The sequence below is a fragment of the Pseudacidovorax sp. DMC4 genome (genome assembly GCF_056314265.1).
In genome coordinates this window covers 119,458-144,223 of record NZ_JBQUYR010000015.1, presented here as the reverse complement: position 1 = coordinate 144,223, position 24,766 = coordinate 119,458, and the positions used below count along the sequence as shown (strand labels likewise).

At 68.2% G+C, this 24,766-nt stretch carries 27 protein-coding genes; 21 read left to right on the top strand and 6 right to left on the bottom strand.

What is annotated here, in order from left to right:
- Positions 1-82 precede the first annotated feature (82 nt).
- From ACT54X_RS24235 to ACT54X_RS24215, 5 genes are read left to right on the top strand one after another with little or no spacing between them, the layout of a single operon-like run.
- Positions 83-1,204 (top strand): ABC transporter substrate-binding protein, encoded by a 1,122-nt coding sequence (locus ACT54X_RS24235; protein WP_294377173.1) that lies wholly within the window; start codon positions 83-85, stop codon positions 1,202-1,204.
- A 1-nt stretch (position 1,205) separates the two neighbouring features.
- The gene (locus ACT54X_RS24230; RefSeq protein WP_294377176.1) at positions 1,206-2,228 is read left to right on the top strand and encodes an adenosine deaminase; all 1,023 of its coding nucleotides are present in this window, start codon (positions 1,206-1,208) and stop codon (positions 2,226-2,228) included.
- A gap of 21 nt (positions 2,229-2,249) precedes the next feature.
- On the top strand, positions 2,250-3,047 hold the full coding sequence (locus ACT54X_RS24225; RefSeq protein ID WP_294377179.1) for an ABC transporter ATP-binding protein: 798 nt from the start codon (positions 2,250-2,252) through the stop codon (positions 3,045-3,047).
- Positions 3,047-3,901: an ABC transporter permease gene (locus ACT54X_RS24220; protein ID WP_476349093.1), complete on the top strand. Its 855-nt coding sequence runs from the start codon at positions 3,047-3,049 to the stop codon at positions 3,899-3,901. Before ACT54X_RS24225 ends, ACT54X_RS24220 begins: the two co-directional genes overlap by 1 nt.
- A 42-nt stretch (positions 3,902-3,943) precedes the next feature.
- Positions 3,944-4,963, top strand: coding sequence for an isopenicillin N synthase family dioxygenase (locus tag ACT54X_RS24215; RefSeq protein WP_476349091.1), 1,020 nt, complete (start codon positions 3,944-3,946; stop codon positions 4,961-4,963).
- Positions 4,964-5,030: 67 nt separating this feature from the next.
- On the opposite strand, the gene ACT54X_RS24210 is transcribed toward ACT54X_RS24215, so the two are convergent.
- The 5 genes from ACT54X_RS24210 to ACT54X_RS24190 all read right to left on the bottom strand — a co-directional run bounded on the left by ACT54X_RS24210 (position 5,031) and on the right by ACT54X_RS24190 (position 8,951).
- The gene (locus tag ACT54X_RS24210; RefSeq protein ID WP_476349089.1) at positions 5,031-5,948 is read right to left on the bottom strand and encodes a LysR family transcriptional regulator; all 918 of its coding nucleotides are present in this window, start codon (positions 5,946-5,948) and stop codon (positions 5,031-5,033) included.
- A gap of 66 nt (positions 5,949-6,014) precedes the next feature.
- Positions 6,015-7,025, bottom strand: a complete 1,011-nt coding sequence (gene lipA, locus ACT54X_RS24205) for a lipoyl synthase (protein ID WP_476349087.1) — start codon at positions 7,023-7,025, stop codon at positions 6,015-6,017.
- A 32-nt stretch (positions 7,026-7,057) separates the two neighbouring features.
- Positions 7,058-7,675 (bottom strand): lipoyl(octanoyl) transferase LipB, encoded by a 618-nt coding sequence (gene lipB / locus ACT54X_RS24200; protein ID WP_476349125.1) that lies wholly within the window; start codon positions 7,673-7,675, stop codon positions 7,058-7,060.
- Positions 7,676-7,779: 104 nt separating this feature from the next.
- On the bottom strand, positions 7,780-8,079 hold the full coding sequence (locus ACT54X_RS24195; RefSeq protein WP_476349085.1) for a YbeD family protein: 300 nt from the start codon (positions 8,077-8,079) through the stop codon (positions 7,780-7,782).
- On the bottom strand, positions 8,076-8,951 hold the full coding sequence (locus ACT54X_RS24190; protein WP_476349083.1) for a D-amino acid aminotransferase: 876 nt from the start codon (positions 8,949-8,951) through the stop codon (positions 8,076-8,078). Before ACT54X_RS24190 ends, ACT54X_RS24195 begins: the two co-directional genes overlap by 4 nt.
- A gap of 117 nt (positions 8,952-9,068) precedes the next feature.
- Between ACT54X_RS24190 and ACT54X_RS24185 the strand changes: the two genes are divergently transcribed.
- The 16 genes from ACT54X_RS24185 (at position 9,069) to ACT54X_RS24110 (ending at position 24,387) form a co-directional block, all read left to right on the top strand.
- Positions 9,069-9,557 carry an ATP synthase subunit I gene (locus ACT54X_RS24185; protein ID WP_476349081.1) on the top strand — a complete coding sequence of 163 codons (489 nt, stop codon included), beginning with the start codon at positions 9,069-9,071 and terminating at the stop codon, positions 9,555-9,557.
- Positions 9,558-9,583: 26 nt separating this feature from the next.
- Positions 9,584-10,462: a F0F1 ATP synthase subunit A gene (gene atpB / locus ACT54X_RS24180; RefSeq protein ID WP_476349079.1), complete on the top strand. Its 879-nt coding sequence runs from the start codon at positions 9,584-9,586 to the stop codon at positions 10,460-10,462.
- An 83-nt stretch (positions 10,463-10,545) separates the two neighbouring features.
- The gene (gene atpE / locus ACT54X_RS24175) at positions 10,546-10,800 is read left to right on the top strand and encodes a F0F1 ATP synthase subunit C (RefSeq protein WP_038200332.1); all 255 of its coding nucleotides are present in this window, start codon (positions 10,546-10,548) and stop codon (positions 10,798-10,800) included.
- Positions 10,801-10,837: 37 nt separating this feature from the next.
- Positions 10,838-11,308, top strand: a complete 471-nt coding sequence (locus ACT54X_RS24170; RefSeq protein WP_017762128.1) for a F0F1 ATP synthase subunit B — start codon at positions 10,838-10,840, stop codon at positions 11,306-11,308.
- Between the two features lie 10 nt (positions 11,309-11,318).
- On the top strand, positions 11,319-11,849 hold the full coding sequence (locus tag ACT54X_RS24165) for a F0F1 ATP synthase subunit delta (protein ID WP_294377211.1): 531 nt from the start codon (positions 11,319-11,321) through the stop codon (positions 11,847-11,849).
- A 50-nt stretch (positions 11,850-11,899) separates the two neighbouring features.
- Complete coding sequence (gene atpA / locus ACT54X_RS24160) at positions 11,900-13,453, top strand: F0F1 ATP synthase subunit alpha (RefSeq protein WP_354321865.1); 1,554 nt, start codon at positions 11,900-11,902, stop codon at positions 13,451-13,453.
- Between the two features lie 20 nt (positions 13,454-13,473).
- Positions 13,474-14,358, top strand: a complete 885-nt coding sequence (atpG, locus tag ACT54X_RS24155) for a F0F1 ATP synthase subunit gamma (RefSeq protein ID WP_294377217.1) — start codon at positions 13,474-13,476, stop codon at positions 14,356-14,358.
- Between the two features lie 52 nt (positions 14,359-14,410).
- Complete coding sequence (gene atpD / locus ACT54X_RS24150) at positions 14,411-15,817, top strand: F0F1 ATP synthase subunit beta (RefSeq protein WP_043117619.1); 1,407 nt, start codon at positions 14,411-14,413, stop codon at positions 15,815-15,817.
- A 14-nt stretch (positions 15,818-15,831) separates the two neighbouring features.
- Positions 15,832-16,251, top strand: coding sequence for a F0F1 ATP synthase subunit epsilon (locus ACT54X_RS24145; protein WP_294377223.1), 420 nt, complete (start codon positions 15,832-15,834; stop codon positions 16,249-16,251).
- A gap of 264 nt (positions 16,252-16,515) precedes the next feature.
- The gene (locus ACT54X_RS24140) at positions 16,516-17,685 is read left to right on the top strand and encodes an ROK family protein (protein ID WP_294377352.1); all 1,170 of its coding nucleotides are present in this window, start codon (positions 16,516-16,518) and stop codon (positions 17,683-17,685) included.
- Between the two features lie 22 nt (positions 17,686-17,707).
- Positions 17,708-19,231, top strand: coding sequence for a sugar ABC transporter ATP-binding protein (locus tag ACT54X_RS24135; protein WP_294377227.1), 1,524 nt, complete (start codon positions 17,708-17,710; stop codon positions 19,229-19,231).
- Positions 19,218-20,246, top strand: a complete 1,029-nt coding sequence (locus ACT54X_RS24130; RefSeq protein ID WP_476349074.1) for an ABC transporter permease — start codon at positions 19,218-19,220, stop codon at positions 20,244-20,246. Before ACT54X_RS24135 ends, ACT54X_RS24130 begins: the two co-directional genes overlap by 14 nt.
- A gap of 118 nt (positions 20,247-20,364) precedes the next feature.
- A complete protein-coding gene (locus ACT54X_RS24125; protein ID WP_476349072.1) occupies positions 20,365-21,327 on the top strand; it encodes a substrate-binding domain-containing protein in 963 nt (320 codons plus the stop codon).
- Positions 21,328-21,340: 13 nt separating this feature from the next.
- Positions 21,341-22,366 carry a sugar phosphate isomerase/epimerase family protein gene (locus ACT54X_RS24120; RefSeq protein ID WP_476349070.1) on the top strand — a complete coding sequence of 342 codons (1,026 nt, stop codon included), beginning with the start codon at positions 21,341-21,343 and terminating at the stop codon, positions 22,364-22,366.
- 23 nt (positions 22,367-22,389) lie between these two features.
- Entirely contained in the window at positions 22,390-23,571 is a 1,182-nt protein-coding gene (locus ACT54X_RS24115; protein WP_476349123.1) for a Gfo/Idh/MocA family protein, read from the top strand.
- Between the two features lie 126 nt (positions 23,572-23,697).
- Positions 23,698-24,387 carry a DUF3617 domain-containing protein gene (locus tag ACT54X_RS24110; RefSeq protein ID WP_476349069.1) on the top strand — a complete coding sequence of 230 codons (690 nt, stop codon included), beginning with the start codon at positions 23,698-23,700 and terminating at the stop codon, positions 24,385-24,387.
- 1 nt (position 24,388) lies between these two features.
- Here the strand turns inward: ACT54X_RS24110 and hpxZ are convergent, their stop codons facing one another.
- Positions 24,389-24,766 (bottom strand): oxalurate catabolism protein HpxZ, encoded by a 378-nt coding sequence (gene hpxZ, locus ACT54X_RS24105; protein WP_476349067.1) that lies wholly within the window; start codon positions 24,764-24,766, stop codon positions 24,389-24,391.

Here is a 24,766-nt window from a genome sequence, read left to right as displayed (position 1 = left end):
CAGTACATGAATTGCTGAAATCTGATCCCAAGGTGAACTTCACGGGTGCTATCTTTTCCTGCATCAAGACAGAGGACCCCGCATGCTCTCCCCCACGACAACCGCTCTGCGTATTGGTTTTGCCCGCCTGGCCCTGGGCTTTGCGGCCGCTCTCGCGGCGCTGGCGCCGGCCCATGGGCAGGCACCCGCCAAGCCGCTCAAGCCCGTCACCATCGCCCTGGGCACGCAGGTGGTCAACGTCACCTATCCCTGGCTCACGCTGCCCATCGCGCTGGGCTACTGGAAGGAGGAGGGCTACGACGTCAAGGTGGTCACCGTGGGTGGCTCGCTGCAGGGCATCCAGCAGATGGTGGCCGGCGGCGTGGAGTTCGCGCAGGTCAACTCCACCGGCCTGATCCAGGCCAACACCGACAACAACGTGGCCGTACGCGGGCTCATGGGCACCGGCGTCATCGACTGGGGCATCGGCGTGACGCAGGACGGCCCCATCAAGAGCGTGACGGACCTCAAGGGCAAGAAGATCGGCATCTTCAGCCTGGGCACCGGCGGTGTGCCGCTGCTCAAGGGCTACCTGCGCTCCAACGGCATCGACCCCGACAAGGACGTGCAGATCATCGCCACCGGCGCCGGTGCGCCCGCGCTCGAAGCGCTCAAGAGCGACCGGGTGCAGGCCCTGATGTTCTGGGGCTCGGCGCTCACCGGCTTCCAGAACGCCGGCACACCGCTGCGGGTGCTGTACGCGCCGGCTTGGCGCGCCCTGCCCGACTTCACCTTCGCCACCATGCAGAAGACCATCGACGCCGACCCGGCGATGGTGGAGGCCATCTCCCGCGGCGCCGCCAAGGCCACGCTCTTCGCCTGGACCAACCCGGACTGCGCCCGCCGCATCCACTGGAAGAGCTTCCCCTCCACCAAGCCCACCGGCGCCGACGAGGCCACGCTGGCCAAGTGGGACCTGGCGCTACTCAACACGCAGCTGGACACCATGAAGGCCGCGCACACCATGAATGGCGGCAAGCTGATCGGCGCGATGGACCCGGCCGCCTACGGCCGCATGCAGGACTTCATGCAGGGCGAAGGGCTGATCAAGCGCACGGTGCCGGTCGAGTCGATGCTCTACCTCAAGCCGGGCTTCGTGGAGGCGATCAACCGCTTCGATCACCAGGCCGTCGTCGACGCCGCCAAGGCGTGCAAGAACGGCTGACATGACGCCCGAACAATTCATCGCCGGCCTGCCCAAGGCCGAACTGCACATGCACATCGAGGGCTCCATCGAGCCCGAGCTGATGCTGTCGCTGGCCCGGCGCAACGGCGTGGCCATCCGCTGGCAGACCGAGGCCGAGTTGCGCGACGCCTACCGCTTCACCCGGCTGCAGGACTTCCTGGACCTGTACTACGACGGCTGCCGCGTGCTGCTGCAGGTGGCCGACTTCCACGAGGTGACGCGCGACTACCTGCGTCGCGCCCATGCCGATGGCGTGCGGCATGCCGAGATGTTCCTCGGGCCGCAGGGCCACACCACGCGCGGGGTGCCGCTGGCGGTGGTGATGCAGGGCGTGCTGTCGGCCATGGACGCGGCCGAGGCCGAGGACGGCATCACCAGCGGCCTGATCCTGGTGGCCCAGCGCCACCGCAGCGAAGAGGAGGCCATGGCGCTCCTGGCCGAGGCCGAGCCCTGGTTCGACCGCATCCTGGGCTTCGGCCTGGGCGGCGCGGAGCTGGGCCATCCCCCCTCGAAGTTCGAGCGCTTCTTCGCCCGCTGCCGCGAACTGGGCTTCAAGGTGACGGCCCATGCCGGGGAGGAAGGCCCGGCCGCCTATGTACGCGAGGCGGTGGAGCTGCTGCAGGTGGACCGGCTGGACCACGGCAATGCCTGCCTGGACGACCCGGCGCTGGTGCAGGAGTTGACGCGCCGCCGCATTCCGCTGACGGTGTGCCCGCTGTCCAACCTCAAGCTGCAGGTGGTGACGGACATGGCGGCGCATCCGCTCAAGACGCTGATGGACGCCGGCCTGTGCGTCACGGTCAATTCCGACGACCCCTCCTACTTCGGCGGCTACGTCAACGACAACTACCTCGCCTGCCAGCAGGCGCTGGGCCTGACGCAGGGCGAGCTGGCGCAACTGGCGCGCCAGAGCTTCGAGGCCGCGTTCATGCCCGAGGCGCAGCGCGCGCAGGCGCTGGCGGCCATCGACGACTGGGTGGCGCTGGCCGATGCCGCCGTCTGACCCTTCTCCCGAGGACCTCGCATGAGTTCGACCCTGGCGCCCGAAGCGCCGCCGGCCTTCCGCTTCGGCGGCCTGCACAAGACCTTCCGCTCCAAGGACGGCGGCGACGTCGTCGCCCTGCACGACGTGCATTTCAGCGTGCGGCGCGGCGAGTTCGTCACCGTGGTCGGCCCCAGCGGCTGCGGCAAGAGCACGCTGCTGCGCATCCTGGCCGGCCTGGAGCGCGCCAGCCGCGGCCAGGTGGAGCTGGGTGGCAGGCCGCATGCCGGGCCCAGTCGCGACGTGGGCGTGGTGTTCCAGTCGCCGGTGCTGCTGCCCTGGCGCAACATCCTCGACAACGTGCTGGTGCCGGCCGAGATCCAGGGCCGCGACCGTGCCGCCGCGCGTGAGCGGGCCCGGCACTACCTGCAGTTGGTGGGCCTGTCCGGCTTCGAGACCAAGTACCCCGGCGAGCTGTCGGGCGGCATGCAGCAGCGCGTGGGCATCGCCCGGGCGCTGGTCAACGACCCGCTGCTGCTGCTCATGGACGAGCCCTTCGGCGCGCTCGACGCCATGACGCGCGAGACCATGAACACCGAGCTGCTCAAGCTGCGCGAGCGCACCGGCGCCACCATCATGCTGGTCACGCACAGCATTCCCGAGGCGGTCTTCCTGGGCGACCGGGTGATCGTCATGTCGCCGCGGCCCGGTCGCGTGACGCAGGTGGTGGAGGTGGACCTGCCCTCGCCGCGCACCCTGGACCTGATCAACACCGAGCGCTTCGGCACCTACGTGTCGGGCATCCGCGCGAACCTGCATGCCAGCGGAGGGCTGGACTGATGGCCGACACCCTGACCTCTTCCGTGCCGCCGGGCGCGGCCGCCGCCGAGGACGCCCCGGTGCGTGCCACCGGTCTGACGCCGATGCGCCGGCGCGTGCTCATCGCCGCCGTGTTCGTGGCCGTGATCGCCGCCTGGCAGCTGGCGGTCACAGCACTCGACGTGTCGCACCTGATCTTCCCCGGCCCGCTGGCCGTGGTGCAGGCGCTCTACGACGGCATCGCCTCTGGCGACATCCCCTCGCACCTGTGGGTCACGCTCTACGAGATCCTGGCCGGCTTCGCGGCCGGGGCGCTCGCCGGCTTCGTGCTGGGTGCGCTGATCGGCCAGAGCGCGCTGCTGGAGGCGGTGCTCTACCCGTACGTGGTGGCCTTCCAGACTGTGCCCAAGGTGGCCGTGGCGCCGCTGTTCGTGCTGTGGTTCGGCTTCGGCACCACGTCGAAGGTGATCATCACGGCCACCATCGTGTTCTTTCCGGTGCTGGCCAACACCATCGTCGGCCTGCGCTCGGCACCGCGCGAGCAGATCGACCTGATGCGCGCCTTCACCGCCTCGGGCTGGCATGTGTTCCGCATGGTGCGGCTGCCGCATGCGCTGCCCTATGTGTTCGCGGGGCTGGACATCGGCATCGTGCTGTCGGTCATCGGCGCCATCGTGGGCGAGTTCGTCGGCGCCCAGGCGGGACTGGGCTACCTGATCCTGCAGCGCAACTTCTCGATGGACGCGGCGGGCATGTTCGCCATCCTCATCGTGCTCTCGCTCATCGGCATCGTGCTGCATGCGGCGGTGCGCTGGATCGCCCGGCGGGTGATCTTCTGGGCCGACGCCTTCACCGATCTCTCGCGCGGCAGCTAGCCCTTCCGAACCGCGCGCACCCCCAAAACCAAGGAGCCTCCCATGACCGAATCGAACGACCACGCCGTGGTCGCGCCCCGCCGTGCCTCGGCGCAGGAAATGCCCGTCCTCGACCTGGGCGAATGGATCGCGGGCGGCGACATCGCGCCGCTGGTGGCGCAGTTCCGCGAGGCCTGCACGCACACCGGTTTCTTCTACGTGAAGAACCATGGCGTGCCGCAGTCCGTCATCGATGCCGTGTTCGACGCCACCCGCCGCTACATGTCGCTGCCGATGGAGGAGCGGCTCAAGGACAAGATCGACGAGCGCTTCCGCCGCGGCTTCATGCCCATCGGCGTGACGCAGCATCCCGGCCACAAGCCCGACCTGAAGGAGAGCTACGAACTGGGCCTGGACCTGCCGCTCACCGATGCCGACGTGCAGGCCGGGCGCCCGCTGCATGGCCCCAACCGCTGGCCGGCCGACAAGCCCTGGCTGGAAGAGGCCGCGATGGCCTACTTCAACCACACCATCGCGCTGGGCAAGCGGCTGCTGCGCGTGTTTGCACTGGCCCTGGGCCAGCCGGAGGAGTTCTTCCTGCAGTACGCCCGCAAGCCGATGGTGCAGGCGCGGCTCTTCCACTATCCGCCGCAGGAGTCGCCGACGCAGCTGGAACTGGGCGCCGCCGCCCACACCGACTACGGCATGCTGACCCTGCTGGTGCAGGACCCGATCGGCGGCCTGGAACTGCGCACCAAGGCCGGCGAATGGGTGGCCGCGCCCTACATCGAGGGCACGCTGGTGGTGAACCTGGGCGACCTGGTGAAGGTATGGACCAACGACCGCTATGTGTCCAACCTGCACCGCGTGGCCAACCGCACCGGCCGCGAACGCTATTCGATCCCGACCTTCTTCAACCTGGACTACGACACGCCGGTGGCCTGCCTGCCCGGCTTCGTCGAGCCGGGCGAGGCGCCGCGGCATGCGCCGATCAAATCGGGCGAGTACCTGGTGAGCCGCTTCGCTTCGGTGCAGAAGTACAAGACGCCGGCGGAGCTGGCGGCCGAGGAAGCGGCGGGCTGAGCGCGCCCCACAGTGCACGGGCCCGTGCCGCGGCGGCCGGGCCGGGCGGCACCGAGGGCGGGCGCGTTCACACCTTCTCGGGCTCCAGCTGTTCCAGCGCCGAGGTCAGCTCCGCCGTGAAGGTGGTGACCGGCAGCGGCAGGTTGCGCCCACGATGCACGCACAGCGAAAAGCGCTGCGGCTTGGCGCGCGGGTCCTTCAGCAGGACGTAGCGGCCCCGGCCGGCCAGGTGCTGCGTGTCCTGCAGCGGCGGCGTCAGGATCGACAGCGCCATGCCCTCGGCCGAGACGTTGCGCAGCAGCTCGTAGGAGTTGGTCTCCAGCGCCACCTTGGGCCGGATCTTGGCCTTGGACAGCATCTCGTCGTATTGCTGCTTGGTCCACATGGTGGCGTCGGGCAGCGCCAGGCCGTATTCGGCGCAGTCCGACAGGCGCAGCGTCTCGCGCCCGTGCAGCGGATGGTCGGCGCTCACGTACACGTACAGCGGCAGCAGGCGCTGATAGGCGATGGTCACGTCCTGATGGGTGACGTTGCCGAAGGTCAGGCACAGGTCCAGCCGGTCGTCCACCAGCATCTCGATCAGCTGCGGGCTGTTGTAGACCTGCACGTTGAAGGTGAAGCCCGGAAAGCGCCGCGTGAAGCGGGCCATGAAGCCGGGCATGAAGTCGCGGACCAGCGATTCCGGAATGCCGAGGTTGACGTGGCCGCGGCGCAGGCCCTGGATGGCCTCGATCTCGGAGCGCAGGCGGCGCGATTCGCTGTCCACGCTCTTGGCATAGCGCATCAGCAGCTCGCCCGCGGCCGTCAGCTTGAGGGTCGAGCGGCCCCGGCTGCGCTCCAGCAGCGGCGCGCCCAGTGTCTCTTCGAGCAGGCCGATCTGGCGGCTGATGGCCGAGGGGGCGACGAAGAGGATCTCGGAGGCGGCGCGGATGGAGCCGCAGCGCACCGATTCGACGAAGTAGCGCAGGGCGGTGGTGGAGATCACGGCTTCACCACCCGTACGGGCAGGACGGTGCGCGCAGGCGCCGCCAGCTGCCTCATGGTGCGGTGATCAGGCAGCAGGCGCGGCTTCGGCGCCGGCGGCCAGCACATGGCCGGCCTGCTGGTCGGCGTGGTAGCTGGAGCGCACCATGGCGCCCACGGCGGCATGGCTGAAGCCCATCCTGTAGGCCTCTTCCTCGAACATCTTGAAGGTGTCCGGGTGCACGTAGCGGCGCACCGGCAGGTGGCTGTTGCTGGGCGCGAGGTACTGGCCGATGGTCAGCATGTCGATGTCGTGCGCGCGCATGTCGCGCATGACCTGCAGGATCTCTTCGTCGGTCTCGCCCAGGCCGACCATGATGCCGCTCTTGGTCGGCACGTTGGGATGCAGCGCCTTGAACTTCTTGAGCAGGTTCAGGCTGAACTGGTAGTCGGAACCCGGCCGCGCTTCCTTGTAGAGGCGCGGGATGGTCTCCAGGTTGTGGTTCATCACGTCCGGCGGCGCGGCCTTGAGGATCTCCAGTGCGCGGTCGTCGCGGCCGCGGAAGTCGGGCACGAGGATCTCGATCTGCGTCGTGGGCGAGAGCTCTCGCGTCTTCTGGATGCATTCGACGAAGTGGCCGCTGCCGCCGTCGCGCAGGTCGTCGCGGTCCACGCTGGTGATCACCACGTACTTCAGGCGCAGCCGGGCGATGGTCCTGGCCAGGTTGAGCGGCTCGTCCTTGTCCAGTGGGTCGGGCCGGCCGTGGCCCACGTCGCAGAAGGGGCAGCGGCGGGTGCACTTGTCGCCCATGATCATGAAGGTGGCCGTGCCCTTGCCGAAGCATTCGCCGATGTTGGGGCAGGAGGCCTCTTCGCAGACCGTGTGCAGGTTGGACTCGCGCAGGATCTGCTTGATCTCGTAGAAGCGCGTGGTGGGGCTGCCGGCCTTGACGCGGATCCATTCGGGCTTCTTGAGCACCTCGCCCGAATGCTCGACCTTGACGGGGATGCGCGAGAGCTTGGCGGCGGCCTTCTGCTTGGCCAGCGGGTTGTAGGTGTCGGCGCTCTGGGCGTCGCGGACGACTTCGGTGGAGCTCATTGGGAGGCTTTCGGGGAGGGGCCGGGGGGGTGTCAGGGCAGGAGGTAGGCCTGCAGCTTCCGGCTCAGTACCTGGGCGGCATCGTCCCAGGCCACGGGGACGCCGATTGTAGAAAGGTCGACCGTGCGCAGCCCTGCGTAGCCGCAAGGGTTGATGCGCGAATAGGGTTCCAGGTCCATGGCCACGTTGAGCGCCACGCCGTGGTAGGTGCAGTGGCGGCTGACCTTGAGGCCCAGCGCGGCGATCTTGCCCAGGCCGCGGAAGGGGTCACCGCCGGGCATGGGGCCGGTCAGCGCCGCGTGCGAGAAAGGGTCGTCCAGCCGCACGTAGATGCCCGGTGCCGTGGGCACGCGGTGGCCGGTCACGCCGAAGTGGGCCAGCGTGGCGATCACCGACTCCTCGATGCGGTAGACGTATTCCTTGATGAAGTAGCCGGCGCGCTTCAGGTCCAGCAGCGGATAGGCCACCACCTGGCCCGGGCCGTGGTAGGTGACCTGGCCGCCGCGGTCGGTCTGGATGACGGGAATGTCGCCCGGCAGCAGCAGGTGGTCCTGCCGTCCGGCCAGGCCCTGGGTGAAGACCGGGTCGTGTTCGCACAGCCAGAGACGGTCGGGCGTTTCGGGCACGCGCTCGGCGGTGAAGCGCTGCATGGCGGCGAAGGTGGCGGCGTAGTCCACCCGGCCCAGCCACTCGGGCGTGGGCGGGGGCGGGCGGACGGCTTCTGCCGCGGCCGGGGCTTCGCCGTCGGCCACGCTCACAGCACGACCTTGACCATCGGGTGCGAGGACAGCGTGTGGTAGAGCTCGTCCAGCTGCTCGCGGCTGGTGGCGGTGATGGTGATGGTCACGCCCAGATAGTTGCCGGCTCGGCTGTCGCGCAGTTCGATGGTGCCGGCGTCGAACTCGGGGTCGAACTGCTTGGCGATGTGCGTCACGGCGCCGACGAAGCCGTCCACCTTCGCACCCATCACCTTGATGGGAAAGCGCGAGGGGTATTCGATCAGCGAATCCTTGCGCGGGTCGGTCGAACCGGGGGTGGCGGGGGTGTCGGTCATGGCTGGGGCTCCTGCTTGGCGTCCTGGTAGGCCGCATACAAGGCGTGGTAGATGGGGCCGGGCTCGCCCTTTCCAACCGGGCGGCCGTCCACGCGGGTGACGGGCACGATCTCCTTGGTGGCGGAGGAGATCAGCAGTTCGTCGGCCGAGAAGACTTCACCCCGCGTGATGTCGCGCAGGGCGAAGGGAATGCCGCGCAATTCGCACAGCCGCTGCAGCAGCCCGTACCGGATGCCGCGCAGCACACGGTGGTCGGGCAGCGGCCCGGCGACGGTGCCGTCCTTGATCACCCACACGTTGCTCGACGAGGCCTCGCTCAGCAGCTCGCCGCGGAACATCAGCGTCTCGGCGGCGCCGGCTTCCACGCTGATCTGGCGCGCCAACACGGCGCCCAGCAGGCTGGTGCTCTTGATGTGGGCCTTCTGCCAGCGGAATTCCTCCGCCGTGACGCAGGCCACGCCCTCGGCGCGGGCCTTGTCGGCCACGGGCTTGAGCGGGTTGAGCATCACGAAGACCGTGGGGATGAGGCCCGCCGGCATCGCGTGGTCGCGGATGGCGACGCCGCGGGTGATCTGGATATAGAGCGACTGGGAGGGCGAGCGCTCCGAGGCCTCGATCAGCTGCTCCGCGATGGTGCGCCAGCCGCCGCGGTCGTGCGGGTTGGGAATGCGCAGTTCGTCGAGCGAGCGCTCCAGGCGGGCCATGTGCTCGTCGAAGCAGAACAGGCGGCCCTCGTACACCGGCACGACCTCGTAGATGCCGTCGCCGAAGATGAAGCCGCGGTCCAGAACGCTCACCTTGGCGTCGCGCAGCGGCAGGTATTCGCCATCGAGATGGCACAGGGATTCGGGCAGGGGCGTGGCAGCAGGCATGGGTCGATTATCGAAGGCGCACCACTCTGGGCTGGCCTCTACGTGTTTTTGCTACCTATAATGAGTGGCTTTGTAGATTTCTCCACTTGACCGTTTGGACCGACGGCTGCCATTCGAATGACAACCAAGGCCCCGATCCCCACGGTCGACACCGAGCTCGCGGAAGCTGACGAAGACAGCTTCACCCCGCTGACCGCCGAAGAGGCCCAGCGGCTTCGCGAGCGCCATCCCGAACTCTCCCCCTGGTGGGTGGTCGGGGCCCAGATCGCCTCGGGGTTGATCGTGGCAGCGGTGGCCTGGGGCTGGACGCAGCGGCCGGTGGCGGCGGTGTCCGCGTTCTACGGAGCCATGGCGGTGGCTGTGCCCGCTGCGCTGTTCGCCCGTGCCATGGGTCGCATGCGTGGTGGCGTGTCGCAATCGGCTGCCATGCTGGGTTTTATGGTGTGGGAACTGATCAAGATCGCGCTGACCGTGGCTCTGCTGGCCGCGGCACCGTGGCTGATCGAGGGAATTCACTGGCTGGCTCTGCTGGCCGGCGCGGTGGTCGCGCTCAAGATGTACTGGCTCGCGCTGGTCATGCGGCCCCGCAAACCGAACCGTATTTGACTGTTTAAGAGAAAAGACGCTGAAAGATGGCCGCCGAAGGACACGCCCCGACCGCGAGTGAGTACATCGTCCACCACCTGCAGCACTGGCAGGTGGACTGGAGCCTCAAGCCCGTGGTCCAGAAGGCCATCGTGGACTTCGGTGTCATCAACCTCGACTCCGTTCTCTATGCGCTAGTGATCGGCGCGCTCGGCTGCTTCGTCCTGTGGCTCGCCGCGCGCAAGGCCACGGCCGGTGTGCCCGGCCGCTTCCAGGCCGCCGTCGAGATGCTGGTCGAGATGGTCGACAACCAGGCCAAGGCCAACATCCACAACGCCAAGAGCCGCAAGTTCATCGCCCCGCTGGCGCTGACCGTGTTCGTGTGGATCTTCCTGCTCAACGCCATGGACATGCTGCCGGTCGACCTGCTGCCGGCGATCTGGTCCAAGGCCTACGCCGCCCTGGGCCACGACCCGCACCATGCCTACATGCGCGTGGTGCCGACCGCCGACCTGTCCACCACGCTGGGCCTGTCGACCTCGGTGCTGCTGCTGTGCCTGATCTACAGCGTCAAGATCAAGGGCCTGGGCGGCTGGGGTCACGAGCTGATCTCTGCGCCCTTCGGTGCCCATCCCCTGCTGTGGCCCATCAACCTGCTGATGCAGATCATCGAATACCTGGCCAAGACCATCTCGCATGGCATGCGGCTGTTCGGCAACATGTATGCGGGCGAACTGGTGTTCATGCTGATCGCCCTGATGGGCGGCGCCATGGCGGCCTCGCTGTCGGGCGTGCTGCTGCCCATCGGGCACATCATTGCCGGCACCATCTGGGCGATCTTCCACATCCTGGTGATCACGCTGCAGGCCTTCATCTTCATGATGCTGACGCTCATCTACCTGGGCCAGGCGCACGAAGCCCACTGAGTGGCCCTCGCGGCCCTCGTGCTCCCGCTTTTCCTCTCGTTTCGTTTTTCCCCTCTCTCTTGCCTTTCATCTAAGGAGTCATCATGGCAAACGTTCTCGGTCTCGTCGCTCTGGCTTGTGGTCTGATCGTCGGTCTCGGCGCTATCGGCGCTTCCATCGGCATCGCCCTCATGGGTGGCAAGTTCCTCGAGTCCTCGGCTCGCCAGCCTGAACTCATGAACGACCTGCAGACCAAGATGTTCATTCTGGCCGGCCTGATCGACGCCGCCTTCCTGATCGGCGTGGCCATCGCCCTGCTGTTCGCCTTCGCCAACCCCTTCGTCGTCGCCGGCGCCTGATCCTTTTCGTCCACACCGTCTGTAGAAAGGTGTTGTCGTGAGCATCAACGCAACCCTGTTCGTTCAGGCCGTCGTCTTTTTGCTGCTCGTGCTGTTCACGATGAAGTTCGTGTGGCCGCCGATCGCAAAGGCGCTGGATGAACGGGCTCAAAAGATCGCTGCGGGCCTGGCGGCCGCCGAGAAGGCCAAGGCCGAACTCGCATCTGCCAACCAACGCGTCGAGCAGGAGCTGCAGGCTTCGCGCACCGAGACCAGCAACCGCCTGGCCGATGCCGAGCGCCGCGCCCAGCAGATCATCGAAGAGGCCAAGGCCCGCGCCACCGAGGAGGCCAACAAGATCGTGGCCGCCGCGCGCGACGAGGCCGAGCAGCAGTCCGTGCGTGCCCGTGAGGTCCTGCGCGAGCAGGTCGCCACGCTGGCCGTCAAGGGCGCCGAGCAGATCCTGCGCAAGGAAGTCGATGCCAACGTGCATGCCGACCTGCTCAATCGCCTGAAGACCGAGCTGTAAGGACGAACCGATGGCCGAACTCGCCACCATTGCCCGTCCTTACGCCGAGGCGCTGTACAAGGCGTCAGCCGGCAACGCGCAGGCTGCGGCCGAATGGCTTGAGCCGCTGGCCCAGGTGGCTGGCAGTGCGCAGCTGCAGCAATTCGCAGCCAGCCCCAAGGTGTCCTCGCAGCAGGTGTTCGACCTGATCGCCGGGATGGTGCCGGGCGGCCTGCCGCAAGCTGGCCAGAACTTCCTGCACGCCGTCATCGACAACGGCCGCCTGGCCGCGCTGCCGGAAGTGGCGACGCAGTACCGCGCCCTGCAGAACGCCGCCAGCGGCGCTGCCGATGCCGTGCTCTTCAGCGCCTTCCCCATCGAAGGCCCGGCTCTGGGCGAAGTCCAGGCCGCACTGGAGCGCCGCTTCGGCCGCAAGCTGACCACCCGCGTGGAGCTGGATCCGTCGCTCATCGGCGGCATCCGCGCCGTGGTCGGCGACGAAGTGCTCGACACCTCGGTCAAGGCCCGTCTCGAACAAATGAAGGCGGCGCTCACCGCCTGACCCGGCTGGTGGCGCGCGTCCTTACACCCGATTGAAAGAAGGAAAGAGTCATGCAACTCAATCCCGCAGAGATTTCCGAACTGATCAAGAGCCGCATCGAAGGGCTGGGCGTCAGCGCCAACATCCGTAACGAAGGCTCCGTGGTCTCGGTGACCGACGGCATCGTGCGCGTGCACGGCCTGTCCGACGCGATGCAGGGCGAAATGCTGGAGTTCCCGCCCACGCCCGGTGGCCAGCCCACCTACGGCCTGGCGCTGAACCTCGAGCGCGACTCCGTCGGCGCCGTGATCCTGGGCGAGTACGAGCACATCTCCGAAGGCGACACCGTCAAGTGCACGGGCCGCATCCTGGAAGTGCCCGTCGGCCCCGAGCTGATCGGCCGCGTGGTCAACGCCCTGGGCCAGCCCATCGACGGCAAGGGCCCGATCAACGCCAAGCTGACCGACGTGATCGAGAAGGTCGCGCCCGGCGTGATCGCCCGTCAGTCCGTGGACCAGCCGATGCAGACCGGCCTGAAGTCCATCGACGCGATGGTGCCCGTGGGCCGCGGCCAGCGCGAGCTGATCATCGGCGACCGCCAGACCGGCAAGACGGCCGTGGCCATCGACGCGATCATCAACCAGAAGGGTCAGAACATGACCTGCGTCTACGTTGCGATCGGCCAGAAGGCCTCGTCGATCAAGAACGTGGTGCGCGCCCTGGAGCAGGCTGGTGCTATGGAATACACCATCGTCGTCGCCGCTGCGGCTTCGGAATCGGCTGCCATGCAGTACGTGTCGGCCTACTCCGGCTGCACGATGGGCGAGTACTTCCGCGACCGCGGGCAGGACGCGCTGATCGTCTATGACGACCTGTCCAAGCAGGCCGTGGCCTACCGCCAGGTCTCGCTGCTGCTGCGCCGCCCGCCGGGCCGCGAAGCCTACCCCGGCGACGTGTTCTACCTGCACAGCCGCCTGCTGGAGCGCGCCGCCCGCGTGAGCGCCGACTACGTCGAAGCCTTCACCAAGGGTGAAGTCAAGGGCAAGACCGGCTCGCTGACCGCACTGCCGATCATCGAGACGCAGGCCGGCGACGTGTCCGCCTTCGTGCCGACCAACGTGATCTCGATCACCGACGGCCAGATCTTCCTGGAAACCAACCTGTTCAACGCCGGCATCCGTCCCGCCATCAACGCGGGTATCTCGGTGTCGCGCGTGGGTTCGGCAGCGCAGACCAAGGTCATCAAGGGCCTGTCCGGCGGTATCCGTACCGACCTGGCGCAGTACCGCGAACTGGCCGCCTTCGCGCAGTTCGCCTCGGACCTGGACGCTTCGACCAAGAAGCAGCTGGACCGCGGTGCCCGCGTGACCGAACTGCTCAAGCAGCCCCAGTACAGCCCGCTGCCCGTGTCGCTGATGGCCGCTTCGCTGTTCGCGGTGAACAAGGGCTTCATGGACGACCTGGACGTCAAGAAGGTGCTGCCCTTCGAGCACGGCCTGCACCAGTTCCTGAAGACAAGCCACGCCGCCCTGGTCGACAAGATCGAGCAGGCCCGGGCCCTGGACAAGGACGCGGAAGCCGAACTGACGGCCGCGATCACCTCGTTCAAGAAGTCCTTCGCCTGATCCGAGAGGCATAGAGCGCTATGGCAGCCGGCAAGGAAATCCGCGGCAAGATCAAATCGGTGGAGAACACCAAGAAGATCACCAAGGCCATGGAAATGGTGGCCGCGTCCAAGATGCGCAAGGCGCAGGAACGGATGCGCTCCGCGCGTCCGTACAGCGAAAAGATCCGCGCCATTGCGTCCAACCTCAGCCAGGCCAATCCGGAGTACACCCACGCCTTCATGAAGACCAGCGACGCCAAGGTCGCTGGCATGATCGTGGTGACGACGGACAAGGGCCTGTGCGGCGGCATGAACACCAACGTGCTTCGTGCCGTCACCAGCAAGCTGCGCGAGCTGCAGTCGGCCGGTGTGTCCACCGAGGCGGTGGCCATCGGCAACAAGGGCCTGGGCTTCCTGACGCGCGTGGGCGCCAAGGTGGTCTCGCAGGCGGTGCAGCTGGGCGACACGCCCCACCTAGAGAAGCTGATCGGCCCTGTCAAGGTGCTGCTGGACGCTTACGCCGAAGGCCGCCTTTCCGCCGTGTACCTGAGCTACACCAAGTTCGTGAACACGATGCGCCAGGAGTCGGTGGTCGAGCAGCTGCTGCCGCTGAAGGCCGAGAGCCTCAAGGGCGGCGAGGGCAGCGCCCCGCAGCATGCCTGGGACTATATCTACGAGCCCGACGCGCAGACCGTCATCGACGACCTGCTGGTGCGCTACGTGGAGTCGCTGGTCTACCAGGCTGTGGCCGAGAACATGGCCTCCGAGCAGTCGGCGCGCATGGTGGCCATGAAGGCCGCCACCGACAACGCGGGCAACCTGATCAACGAGCTGAAGCTGGTCTACAACAAGACCCGCCAGGCCGGCATCACCAAGGAACTGTCGGAAATCGTGTCCGGTGCGGCCGCGGCCACCGGCAACTGATTCCGCCCGATCCGGCATTCAGCAGATTCAAGACAAATTACTGGAGCACAACATGGCTCAGGCTCAAGGAACAATCGTTCAATGTATCGGCGCCGTGGTCGACGTGGAGTTTCCCCGTGACCAGATGCCCAAGGTGTACGACGCCCTCAAGTTCGAAGGCGGCGGACTGACGCTGGAAGTGCAGCAGCAGCTGGGTGACGGCGTGGTGCGCACCATCGCGCTGGGCAGCTCCGACGGCCTGCGCCGCGGCATCACCGTGGTCAACACCGGCGCGCCCATCACGGTGCCCGTCGGCAAGGCCACGCTCGGCCGCATCATGGACGTGCTGGGCAACCCCATCGACGAGCGCGGCCCGGTCTCGCAGGAGTTGACGGCTTCGATCCACCGCAAGGCCCCGGCCTATGACGAACTGTCGCCCTCCACCGAACTGCTCGAAACGGGCATCAAGGTGATCGACCTGGTCTGCCCGTTCGCCAAGGGCGGCAAGGTGGGCCTGTTCGGCGGCGCCGGCGTCGGCAAGACCGTGAACATGATGGAGCTCATCAACAACATCGCCAAGGCCCACAGCGGTCTGTCGGTGTTCGCCGGTGTGGGCGAGCGTACCCGCGAGGGCAACGACTTCTATCACGAGATGTCCGACTCCAAGGTCGTGGTTCAGGAGAACCTGTCCGAGTCGAAGGTGGCCATGGTCTACGGCCAGATGAACGAGCCCCCGGGCAACCGTCTGCGCGTGGCCCTGACCGGCCTGACCATCGCCGAATCCTTCCGCGACGAAGGCCGCGACGTGCTGTTCTTCGTGGACAACATCTACCGCTACACCCTGGCCGGCACCGAAGTGTCCGCCCTGCTGGGCCGCATGCCTTCCGCCGTGGGCTACCAGCCGACGCTGGCCGAGGAAATGGGCCGCCTGCAGGAGCGCATCACGTCCACCAAGGTCGGCTCGATCACCTCGATCCAGGCCGTGTACGTGCCGGCCGATGACTTGACCGACCCGTCGCCCGCCACCACCTTCGCCCACCTGGACTCCACCGTGGTGCTGTCGCGCGACATCGCGTCGCTCGGCATCTACCCCGCCGTGGACCCGCTGGACTCGACCTCGCGCCAGCTGGACCCGAACGTCGTCGGCGAAGAGCACTACGGTGTGGCCCGCGCCGTGCAGGGCACGCTGCAGCGCTACAAGGAACTGCGCGACATCATCGCCATCCTGGGCATGGACGAACTGGCGCCCGAGGACAAGCTGGCCGTGGCCCGCGCCCGGAAGATCCAGCGTTTCCTGTCGCAGCCTTTCCACGTGGCCGAAGTGTTCACCGGCGCGCCCGGCAAGTACGTGCCGCTGTCGGAAACCATCCGTGGCTTCAAGATGATCGCCAACGGCGAGTGCGACCACCTGCCCGAGCAGGCCTTCTACATGGTCGGCACCATCGACGAGGCCTTCGAAAAGGCCAAGAAGCTCGGCTGATCGGCGCATCACCCATGGCAAACACCATTCACGTCGACGTCGTCAGCGCCGAGGAGTCCATCTTCTCGGGCGAGGCGAAGTTCGTCGCGCTGCCCGGCGAAGCCGGTGAGCTCGGCATCTTCCCGCGCCACACGCCGCTGATCACGCGCATCCGTCCCGGTGCCGTGCGCATCGAGACGGCAGACGGTGGCGAGGAGTTCGTGTTCGTGGCCGGTGGCATCCTCGAAGTGCAGCCCGACTGCGTCACCGTGCTGTCCGACACCGCCATCCGCGGCAAGGACCTGGACGACGAGAAGGCCGCCGCCGCCAAGAGCGCCGCCGAGGAAGCCCTCAAGAACGCCAAGAGCGAGATCGACATCGCCATGGCCCAGTCCGAGCTGGCCGTGATGGCCGCCCAGCTGGCCGCGCTGCGCAAGTACCGCCAGAAGAAGTGAGGGCCCTGCGGCACCACGCCGCGCTCTTGCCTCCACAGAAAAGCCAGTCAGTTCGCTGACTGGCTTTTTTCTTTGTGCTCGCCGCAGGAGGGGATCAAAGGGAATGACAAAACCGCTTCGGCCTTTTTATGGCCGAAGTTCGGTCTTGTCCGTGCAAAGTCGACCGCCTAGCATCCGTGCCGCTGCTACATCCCTTCACGGATGGCCGCAAGAACACGGAGACAACGCCGAATGGCGCCCTGGAACGGCCTTTCTGCTGCTGAGCTGGATCTGCTGTCGACCCTTTTCTGGTCGGCCGGCGGCTCGCGTCACGGCATGGCCGATCGCCTGGGCTTCTCCCGCAGCCGGGCCAACGCGCTGATCGCAGGCCTGATCGAGCAGGGGCTGCTGGCCGAGGCCGGCCCGCGCGCTTCCACTGGCGGACGCCGGCCTGAGCAACTGCAGCTGCACGCAGAGCTGGGCGTTCTGCTGGCTGTGGACATCGGCGCCACCAGCCTGGATGTCGCCGTGATGCAGCCCGACCTCACGGTGCTCGCCCGGCATGCCGAGGCCATCGACGTGCGCGAGGGCCCGGGCGTGGTGCTGGCCCGCGTGCGCCAGCGACTGCGCGAACTGCTGCAGGCCCGCGGCATTCCAGCTCGTCGCGTGCTGGGCATCGGCATGGGCGTGCCGGGACCGGTCAACTTCGAGGCCGGCCAGCTCGTCAATCCGCCGCTGATGCCGGGCTGGGACAGCTTCTCCATCCGCGATTACCTGCGCGAGGACTATGCGGCGCCGGTCTTCGTGGACAACGACGTCAACCTGATGGCGCTGGGCGAGCTGTGGCGGCTGCAGCGCGGGCTGTCGAACTTTTTGGTGATCAAGGTGGGCACGGGCATCGGCTGCGGCATCGTGTGCCATGGCGAGGTCTACCGCGGCGCCGCCGGCTCGGCCGGCGACGTGGGCCACATCTGCGTGGACCAGCAAGGGCCGCGCTGCCACTGCGGCAACGTCGGCTGCGTCGAGGCGATGGCGGCCGGCCCGGCCATCGTGCGCATGGCGCAGGCGGCGGCGGAGCGGGGCGAATCACCGGCGCTCGCAGCGGTGCTGCGCACCCAGGGCCGCATCGAAGCCATCGACGTGGGCCACGCCAGCCGCGCGGGCGACGTCGCGGCCAACGCCATCATCCAGCGCGCCGGCAGCCTGATTGGGCAGATGCTGGCCTCGGTGGTGAACTTCTTCAATCCCTCGCATGTGTTCATCGGCGGCGGCATCACGCAGATCGGCCCGCTGTTCCTGGCGGCCGTGCGGCAGAGCGTCTACCAACGCTCGCTGGCGCTGTCGACGCGGCACCTTGAGATCCAGTACACGCCGCTGGGCACCGACGCGGGCGTGACCGGTGCCGGCGTGCTGGCCATGCACGAGACGCTGCGCGCCCGCGGCGTTGCACCTTGAGCCGGAGCCCGCGATGACGGCCATGACCACCCCCTCCACGGCAGCGACGTCCGGCGTCGCCGTCGAGTTCGACGGCATCATCAAGGCCTTCGGTCCGGTTCAGGTGCTGCATGGCGTGAGCTTCGCGCTGCCGCCGGGCCGGGTGGTCGGCCTGCTGGGCGAGAACGGCGCCGGCAAGTCCACGCTGATGAAGATCCTGGCCGGTTATGAGAGCCCGAGCGGCGGCGTGCTGCGCATCAACGGCCAGCCGCAGACCTTCCGCAGCTCGCGCGACGCGGAAGCGCTGGGCATCGTGCTGATCCACCAGGAATTCAACCTGGCGGAGGACCTGAGCGTGGCCGACAACATCTTCCTGGGCCATGAAAAGAAGAAGGGGCTGTTCCTCGACGAACGGGCCATGCAGGCCGAGGCCGCCGCGGCGCTGGCCCAGGTCGGGCTGCAGGTCGATCCGGCCGCCAAGGTGCGGCGCCTGATCGTGGCGGAGAAGCAGCTGGTCGAGATCGCCAAGGCCATCGCACGCCGTGCCCGGCTGCTGATCATGGACGAGCCCACGGCCACGCTCACGCCGGGCGAGACGGAGCGCCTGTTCCGCCTCATCGCGCAGTTGCGGGCCGACGGCGTGACCATCGTCTACATCTCGCACAAGCTGGACGAGGTGGAGCGCGTGACCGACGAGGTCGTCGTTATGCGCGACGGCCGCTTCGTCACGCGCGCGGCCACGGCCGAGGTCACGCGTCACCAGATGGCCAACCTGATGGTTGGCCGCGAGATCGCGGACCTCTATCCGCCGCGCGAGCCGGTACCCGCCGGCCGCGAACCCGCGCTGCGCGTGCAGGGCTTCGACGTGCCCGGCTGGGCGCATCAGGCGAGCTTCGAGGTGCGGCCGGGCGAGATCCTGGGCTTCGCCGGGCTGGTCGGCGCCGGCCGCACCGAGCTCTTCGAAGGCCTGCTGGGCCTGCGCCCGGGGCGCGGCCAGGTCGAACTGGCAGGCCGCGCGGTGCAGCTGCGCTCGCCGCGCGATGCCGCCCGCCACGGCCTCACCTACCTCAGCGAAGACCGCAAGGGCAAGGGGCTGCACGTGGCCTTCGGCCTGCGGCAGAACCTCACGCTGATGGCGCTGGAGCAATACGCGCGGCCCTGGCTGCGGCCCGACGCCGAGCGCGCCGCGCTCGACACCGCCGTGAAGGACTACGGCATCCGCACCGGCTCGCTGGACGTGCGCGCCTCGTCGCTCTCCGGCGGCAACCAGCAGAAGCTGGCCCTGGCCAAGGTGCTGCAGCCGCATCCGAAGGTGGTGGTGCTCGACGAGCCCACGCGCGGCGTGGACGTGGGCGCCAAGCGCGACATCTACTTCCTCGTGCAGCGCCTGGCGCGCGAGGGCCTGGCCGTCATCGTCATCTCGTCGGAGCTGATGGAACTCATCGGCCTGGCGCACCGCGTGGCCGTCATGCGCGCGGGCCGCATCGTCGCCACGCTGCCGGCCGACGGCCTCACCGAAGAACAGCTCATCGCCCATGCCACGGGAACAGCCCATGTCGACGCCTGACACCTCTTCCTCCACCGCCGCGGTCGAAGGCGCACAGCACCGCGCCGCCGCCAGGCCGGGCTGGGCTGAACGCCTCCACGGCTTCGGTCCGGTGATCGGCCTGGCGCTGCTGTGCATCGCCGGGGCCGCGCTCAACAGCGACTTCGCCACCGTGGACAACGCCATGAACGTGCTCACGCGCACGGCCTTCATCGGCATCATCGCGGTGGGCATGTGCTTCGTGATCATCTCGGGCGGCATCGACCTGTCGGTGGGCTCCATGGCCGCGCTGATTGCAGGCAGCGTGATCATGTTCATCAACTGGGCCGGCCCGGCCACCGGCTCGCCGCTGCTGGCCGTGGTGCTCGGCGCGGCGCTGGCGGTGGTCCTGGGTGCGATGTTCGGTCTGGCGCACGGGCTGCTCATCACCAAAGGGCGCATCGAGCCCTTCATCGTCACTTTGGGCACGCTGGGCATCTTCCGCGCCTACCTCACCTACTTCGCCGACGGCGGCGCGCTCACGCTCGACAACGACCTCTCGGACCTGTACGCGCCGGTCTACTACGCGAGCCTGCTGGGCATTCCGGTGCCGGTGTGGGTGTTCGTGGCGGTGGCGCTTGTCGGCGGCGTGATCCTCAACCGCACGGCCTATGGCCGCTACGTGCAGGCCATCGGCTCCAACGAGCAGGTGGCGCGCTATGCGGCAGTGGACGTGGACCGCGTGAAGATCCTCACCTACATGCTGCTGGGCGTGTGCGTGGGCATCGCCACGCTGCTGTACGTGCCCCGGCTGGGCTCGGCCTCGCCGACCACCGGGCTGCTGTGGGAGCTGGAGGCCATCGCTGCCGTGATCGTCGGTGGCACCGCGCTCAAGGGCGGTGCGGGCAGCATCGCCGGCACGGTGGTGGGCGCCATCCTGCTCTCGGTCATCAGCAACATCCTCAACCTCACCAGCATCATCAGCGTGTACCTCAACGCGGCGGTGCAGGGCTTCGTGATCATCGTGGTGGCCTTCCTGCAGCGAGGCCGCCGGTGACCGTCGACCCCCGACCGTTCGCCCAGCCTGTCGAAGCCGCGCTCCGGCGCTTCGGCACGCCAGGCGACAACAGATCTTCCGTGCCAGTGACCTTCCATCCAACCCAGGAGACAACCCCATGACCTTCATCACCCGCCGCCTCGCGCTCACCGCCGTGGCCGCCGCCGCCTTCGCCAGCCTGCCCGCGCTGGCCGCCGAGAAAGTCAACCTCGGCGTGTCCATCCCGGCCGCCACCCACAGCTTCATGGGCGGCATCAACTACTGGGCCAACCAGGCCAAGAAGGACCTGGAGAAGCAGTACAAGGACCTGAAGATCACCATCAAGACGGCCGCCAACGCGCCCGAGCAGGCCAACCAGCTGCAGGACCTGAGCACCGTCACCAAGATCAACGCGCTGGTCGTCTTCCCCTTCGAGTCAGCCGCGCTGACCAAGCCGGTGGCGCAGGTCAAGGCCAAGGGCGCCTACGTCACGGTGGTGGACCGCGGCCTCACCGACACCAGCGCGCAGGACGCCTACGTGGCCGGCGACAACACCGCCTTCGGCAAGATCCCCGCCGAGTACATCGCCAAGAAGCTGAACGGCAAGGGCAACGTGGTGGCGCTGCGCGGCATCGCGACCACGCTGGACAACGAGCGCATGGACGCCTTCAACGCCGTGCTCAAGAACTACCCGGACATCAAGCTGCTGGACGCCAAGTACGCCAACTGGAACCGCGACGACGCCTTCAAGGTGACGCAGGACTACCTCACGCGCTTCAAGGAAATCGACGCCATCTGGGCGGCCGACGACGACATGGCCGTGGGCGTGCTCAAGGCCATCGAGCAGGCCAAGCGCAACGACATCAAGATCGTCTTCGGCGGCGCCGGGGCCAAGGGCATGGTCAAGACCATCCTCGACAACAAGGACCCGCGCATCCAGGCCGACGTGAGCTACTCGCCCAAGTTCATCTACGACGCGATCAAGCTCACGGCCGAGGCGCGCCTGAAGGGCGAGAAGCTGCCGGCGACGACCATCATCCCGTCGGTGCTGATCACCAAGGACAACGCGAAAGATTTCTACCACCCCGACTCCCCGTTCTGAGGAAGGACGGTCCATGCCGCGCCCCATCACCCTCTTCACCGGCCAGTGGGCCGACCTGCCCCTGGCCGAGCTGGCGCCGCTGGCGCGGCGCATGGGCTATGACGGCCTGGAGCTGGCCTGCTGGGGCGACCACTTCGACGTGCAGCAGGCGCTGGCCTCCGAGACCTACGTGCGGGACAAGTGGGCGCTGCTGCGCGAGCATGGCCTGACCTGCCTGGCCATCGGCAACCACCTGGTGGGCCAGGCGGTGTGCGACCTGATCGACGAGCGGCACCGCGCCATCCTGCCGGCGCGCGTGTGGGGCGATGGCGAGCCGGAAGGCGTGCGCCAGCGCGCGGCCCGCGAGCTGGCCGACACGGCGCGCGCCGCGGCGAAGTTCGGCGTGCGCACCGTCACCGGCTTCACCGGTTCGTCGATCTGGCACGCCACCTATGCCTTCCCGCCCACCACCCAGGCCTACTGGGATGCAGGTTTCGCGGACTTCGGCCGGCGCTTCGGGCCCATCCTGGACACCTTCGAGCAGCAGGACGTGAACTTTGCGCTGGAGGTGCATCCCACCGAGATCGCCTTCGACATCGCCTCGGCCGAGCGGGCCATCGCCGCCGTGGGCGGCCACCGGCGCTTCGGCTTCAACTACGACCCCAGTCACCTGGCCTACCAGGGCGTGGACTATGTGCGCTTCATCCGCGGCTTTGCCGACCGCATCTACAACGCCCACATGAAGGACGTGTGGTGGGGCAGGGGCGATGGCAGCGTGGGCGTCTTCGGCGGCCACACGAGCTTCGGCGACGCGCGCCGCTTCTGGGACTTCCGCAGCGTGGGCCGGGGCTTGGTGGACTTCGAATCCATCATCGTGGCGCTCAACGACATCGGCTATGGCGGCCCGCTCTCGGTGGAGTGGGAGGACAGTCGTATGGACCGCGTGCATGGCGCCACCGAAAGCGCCGCCTTCTGCCGCCGGCTGGACTTCCCGCCCGCGGCCGGCGCCTTCGATGCCGCCTTCGACAAGGCCGCCCAGGGCGGCATGGCGGGCACATGAGCGAACACACCCAAGCACGGCCCATGGGCATGGACGGCTCGGGCGCGCCCCACGCCACCCGCAAGCTGCGCTACGCCATGGTCGGCGGCGGGCAGGGCGCCTTCATCGGCGCCGTGCACCGCCAGGCCCTGGCGCTGGACGGCCAGGCCGAGCTGGTGGCCGGCGCCCTGTCGTCCATGCCCGAACGCGCGCGCGCCTCGGGCCGCGAACTCGGCCTGGCCGATGCGCGCAACCATGCCGACTGGCAGTCGCTGCTGGATGATGAGCTGCGTCGCAGCGCCGACGAGCGCATCGACTTCGTCTCCATCGTCACGCCCAACCACCTGCATCACGAGGTCGCCCGCGCCTTCGCCGAGGCGGGCATCCACGTGGTGTGCGACAAGCCGCTGGTCCACACCAGCGAGCAGGCGCAGGACCTGGTGGAGACGGTGGCGCGCAGCGGCAGCGTCTTCGGCGTGACCTACAACTACAGCGGCTATCCCATGGTGCGCGAGGCCCGCGACCTGGTGGCGGCCGGCGCCATCGGCGAGGTGCGCAAGGTGGTGGTCGACTACCACCAGGGCTGGCTGGCGACGCGGCTCGAAGGCGGCGACAACAAGCAGGCCGGCTGGCGCACCGACCCGGCGCGCAGTGGCGCCGCGGGCGCGTTGGGCGACATCGGCTCGCATGCCGAGAACCTGGTGGCCACCGCCACCGGCCTGGAACTCGAAAGCCTGTGCGCCGACCTGTCGGCGCTGGTGCCCGGCCGGCGGCTGGACGACGACGCCAGCCTGCTGCTGCGCTTCAAAGGCGGCGCGCGCGGTGTGCTCGTGGCCTCGCAGATCGCGGTGGGCTGCGAGAACGACCTGCGCCTGCGCGTCTTCGGCAGCACCGGCACGCTGGACTGGCGGCAAGAGCAGCCCGAAGTGCTGGTGCATGCGCCGCTGGACGGCCCACGCCGGCTGCTGACTCGCGGCTCGCCGTGGCTGGGCGAATCGGCGCGGCTGGCCACGCGGCTGCCCTCCGGCCATCCCGAAGGCTTCATCGAGGCCTTCGCCAACGTGTACCTGGGCGTGATCGCGCACATCCGCGCGCTGCAGCAGGGTGTGGCGCCCGATCCGCTGCGGGCCGACTACCCCACGCTGGCCGATGGCGCGCGCGGGGTGCGCTTCATCGAGAAGGCGGTGGAAAGCGCGGCCAGTGCGCAGAAGTGGACGGCGTTCTGAGCGGGATCACGGCGCAGCTCGGCGGGCTGGCTCGACCTTCGACCTAGTACGCGCGCGGTATTCGCAGCGGCGGCGCGGGCCACTACAACGGCGGCAGGCGGAGTGCGCATCCGCCAAGGAGCTGCCATGTCCGCCTATCACCCGTTCCGCACCGTTCGCTTCACCATCGCCGTCGCACTGCTCACCGAGGCGGCCGCCGCGCTCGCCGGCCCGGCATTCCCGCGCCGCAAGGACGGCCTGTGGGAGATGCGCGTCGAGACCTCCGCCAAGGGCCAGCCGATGACCCTGCAGCAGTGCGCCGATGCCGCCACCGACCGCCTGCTGCAGGAGCAGGGCGCGAGCCGCCAGGCCGAGGCGCGCAAGCCCACGAACTGCCAGGAGGACATGCGCAGCGAAGTGGGCCGCGTGCTGACGCACAAGGAGGTCTGCAAGCTGCCCGACACCACGATGACGCGGCTCACGGTCGTCACCGGCGACATGAACAGCAGCTACCGCGTGAGCTCGCACACCACCTACGCACCGCCGCGCGCCAAACAGGACGAGAGCGACATGACGATGGAGGCGCAATGGAAGGGCGCCTGCCCTGCCGGCATGCGGCCCGGCGACATGGTGCTGCCCGGCGGCATGAAGATGAATGTCGTCGACATGCAGCGCATGACCGCGCCGATGGGCGCCGCCGCCGCGGCCGGACGGGCGCCCAGCCAGGCCGAGATCCAGCGCATGATGGGCCAGATGCAGCAGTCCATGTCGCCGGAGGACATGCGCCGCATGGCGGCCGAGATGCAGAAGGCGATGCCGGCCAGGGCTGGGAAGTAGCTCAGCCCATCAGACTCACATGTGCCGCCACCACCTTCCAGCCCTCGGGCAGGCGCACCCAGGTCTGGCTCTGGCGGCCGATGCGGGTGCTGCCGGTGCGGCGGAACTCCACGTTGGCCACGGCGAAATCGTGGCCGAATGTGGTGACCGAGCGGGCCGTGATCTCGCGCTCCAGGTTGTTGGCGGGGCGGCCCTGTCGGAATGCCTGGATGGCGGCAAAGCCGTAGAGGTTCTCGGTGGCGCCGTAGCGCAGCGTGTGCTCGGAGTCCCAGAACAGCTGGTCGAGCACCGGCACGTCGTTGGTCGTCAGCGCGCGCTCGTATTCGTCGAACACCGCGTTCACCTCGGCCAGCACGTCCGGCAGGTTGATCTCGTTCAT

Coding starts and splice junctions, on each gene's coding strand:
- ACT54X_RS24235 (WP_294377173.1), top strand. CDS start 83: ATGCTCTCCCCCACGACAACCGCTCTGCGTATTGGTTTTGCCCGCCTG.
- ACT54X_RS24230 (WP_294377176.1), top strand. CDS start 1,206: ATGACGCCCGAACAATTCATCGCCGGCCTGCCCAAGGCCGAACTGCAC.
- ACT54X_RS24225 (WP_294377179.1), top strand. CDS start 2,250: ATGAGTTCGACCCTGGCGCCCGAAGCGCCGCCGGCCTTCCGCTTCGGC.
- ACT54X_RS24220 (WP_476349093.1), top strand. CDS start 3,047: ATGGCCGACACCCTGACCTCTTCCGTGCCGCCGGGCGCGGCCGCCGCC.
- ACT54X_RS24215 (WP_476349091.1), top strand. CDS start 3,944: ATGACCGAATCGAACGACCACGCCGTGGTCGCGCCCCGCCGTGCCTCG.
- lipA (WP_476349087.1), bottom strand. CDS start 7,025: ATGAGCTCCACCGAAGTCGTCCGCGACGCCCAGAGCGCCGACACCTAC.
- lipB (WP_476349125.1), bottom strand. CDS start 7,675: ATGCAGCGCTTCACCGCCGAGCGCGTGCCCGAAACGCCCGACCGTCTC.
- ACT54X_RS24195 (WP_476349085.1), bottom strand. CDS start 8,079: ATGACCGACACCCCCGCCACCCCCGGTTCGACCGACCCGCGCAAGGAT.
- ACT54X_RS24190 (WP_476349083.1), bottom strand. CDS start 8,951: ATGCCTGCTGCCACGCCCCTGCCCGAATCCCTGTGCCATCTCGATGGC.
- ACT54X_RS24185 (WP_476349081.1), top strand. CDS start 9,069: ATGACAACCAAGGCCCCGATCCCCACGGTCGACACCGAGCTCGCGGAA.
- atpB (WP_476349079.1), top strand. CDS start 9,584: ATGGCCGCCGAAGGACACGCCCCGACCGCGAGTGAGTACATCGTCCAC.
- atpE (WP_038200332.1), top strand. CDS start 10,546: ATGGCAAACGTTCTCGGTCTCGTCGCTCTGGCTTGTGGTCTGATCGTC.
- ACT54X_RS24165 (WP_294377211.1), top strand. CDS start 11,319: ATGGCCGAACTCGCCACCATTGCCCGTCCTTACGCCGAGGCGCTGTAC.
- atpA (WP_354321865.1), top strand. CDS start 11,900: ATGCAACTCAATCCCGCAGAGATTTCCGAACTGATCAAGAGCCGCATC.
- atpG (WP_294377217.1), top strand. CDS start 13,474: ATGGCAGCCGGCAAGGAAATCCGCGGCAAGATCAAATCGGTGGAGAAC.
- atpD (WP_043117619.1), top strand. CDS start 14,411: ATGGCTCAGGCTCAAGGAACAATCGTTCAATGTATCGGCGCCGTGGTC.
- ACT54X_RS24145 (WP_294377223.1), top strand. CDS start 15,832: ATGGCAAACACCATTCACGTCGACGTCGTCAGCGCCGAGGAGTCCATC.
- ACT54X_RS24135 (WP_294377227.1), top strand. CDS start 17,708: ATGACCACCCCCTCCACGGCAGCGACGTCCGGCGTCGCCGTCGAGTTC.
- ACT54X_RS24130 (WP_476349074.1), top strand. CDS start 19,218: ATGTCGACGCCTGACACCTCTTCCTCCACCGCCGCGGTCGAAGGCGCA.
- ACT54X_RS24125 (WP_476349072.1), top strand. CDS start 20,365: ATGACCTTCATCACCCGCCGCCTCGCGCTCACCGCCGTGGCCGCCGCC.
- ACT54X_RS24120 (WP_476349070.1), top strand. CDS start 21,341: ATGCCGCGCCCCATCACCCTCTTCACCGGCCAGTGGGCCGACCTGCCC.
- ACT54X_RS24115 (WP_476349123.1), top strand. CDS start 22,390: ATGGGCATGGACGGCTCGGGCGCGCCCCACGCCACCCGCAAGCTGCGC.
- ACT54X_RS24110 (WP_476349069.1), top strand. CDS start 23,698: ATGTCCGCCTATCACCCGTTCCGCACCGTTCGCTTCACCATCGCCGTC.
- hpxZ (WP_476349067.1), bottom strand. CDS start 24,766: ATGAACGAGATCAACCTGCCGGACGTGCTGGCCGAGGTGAACGCGGTG.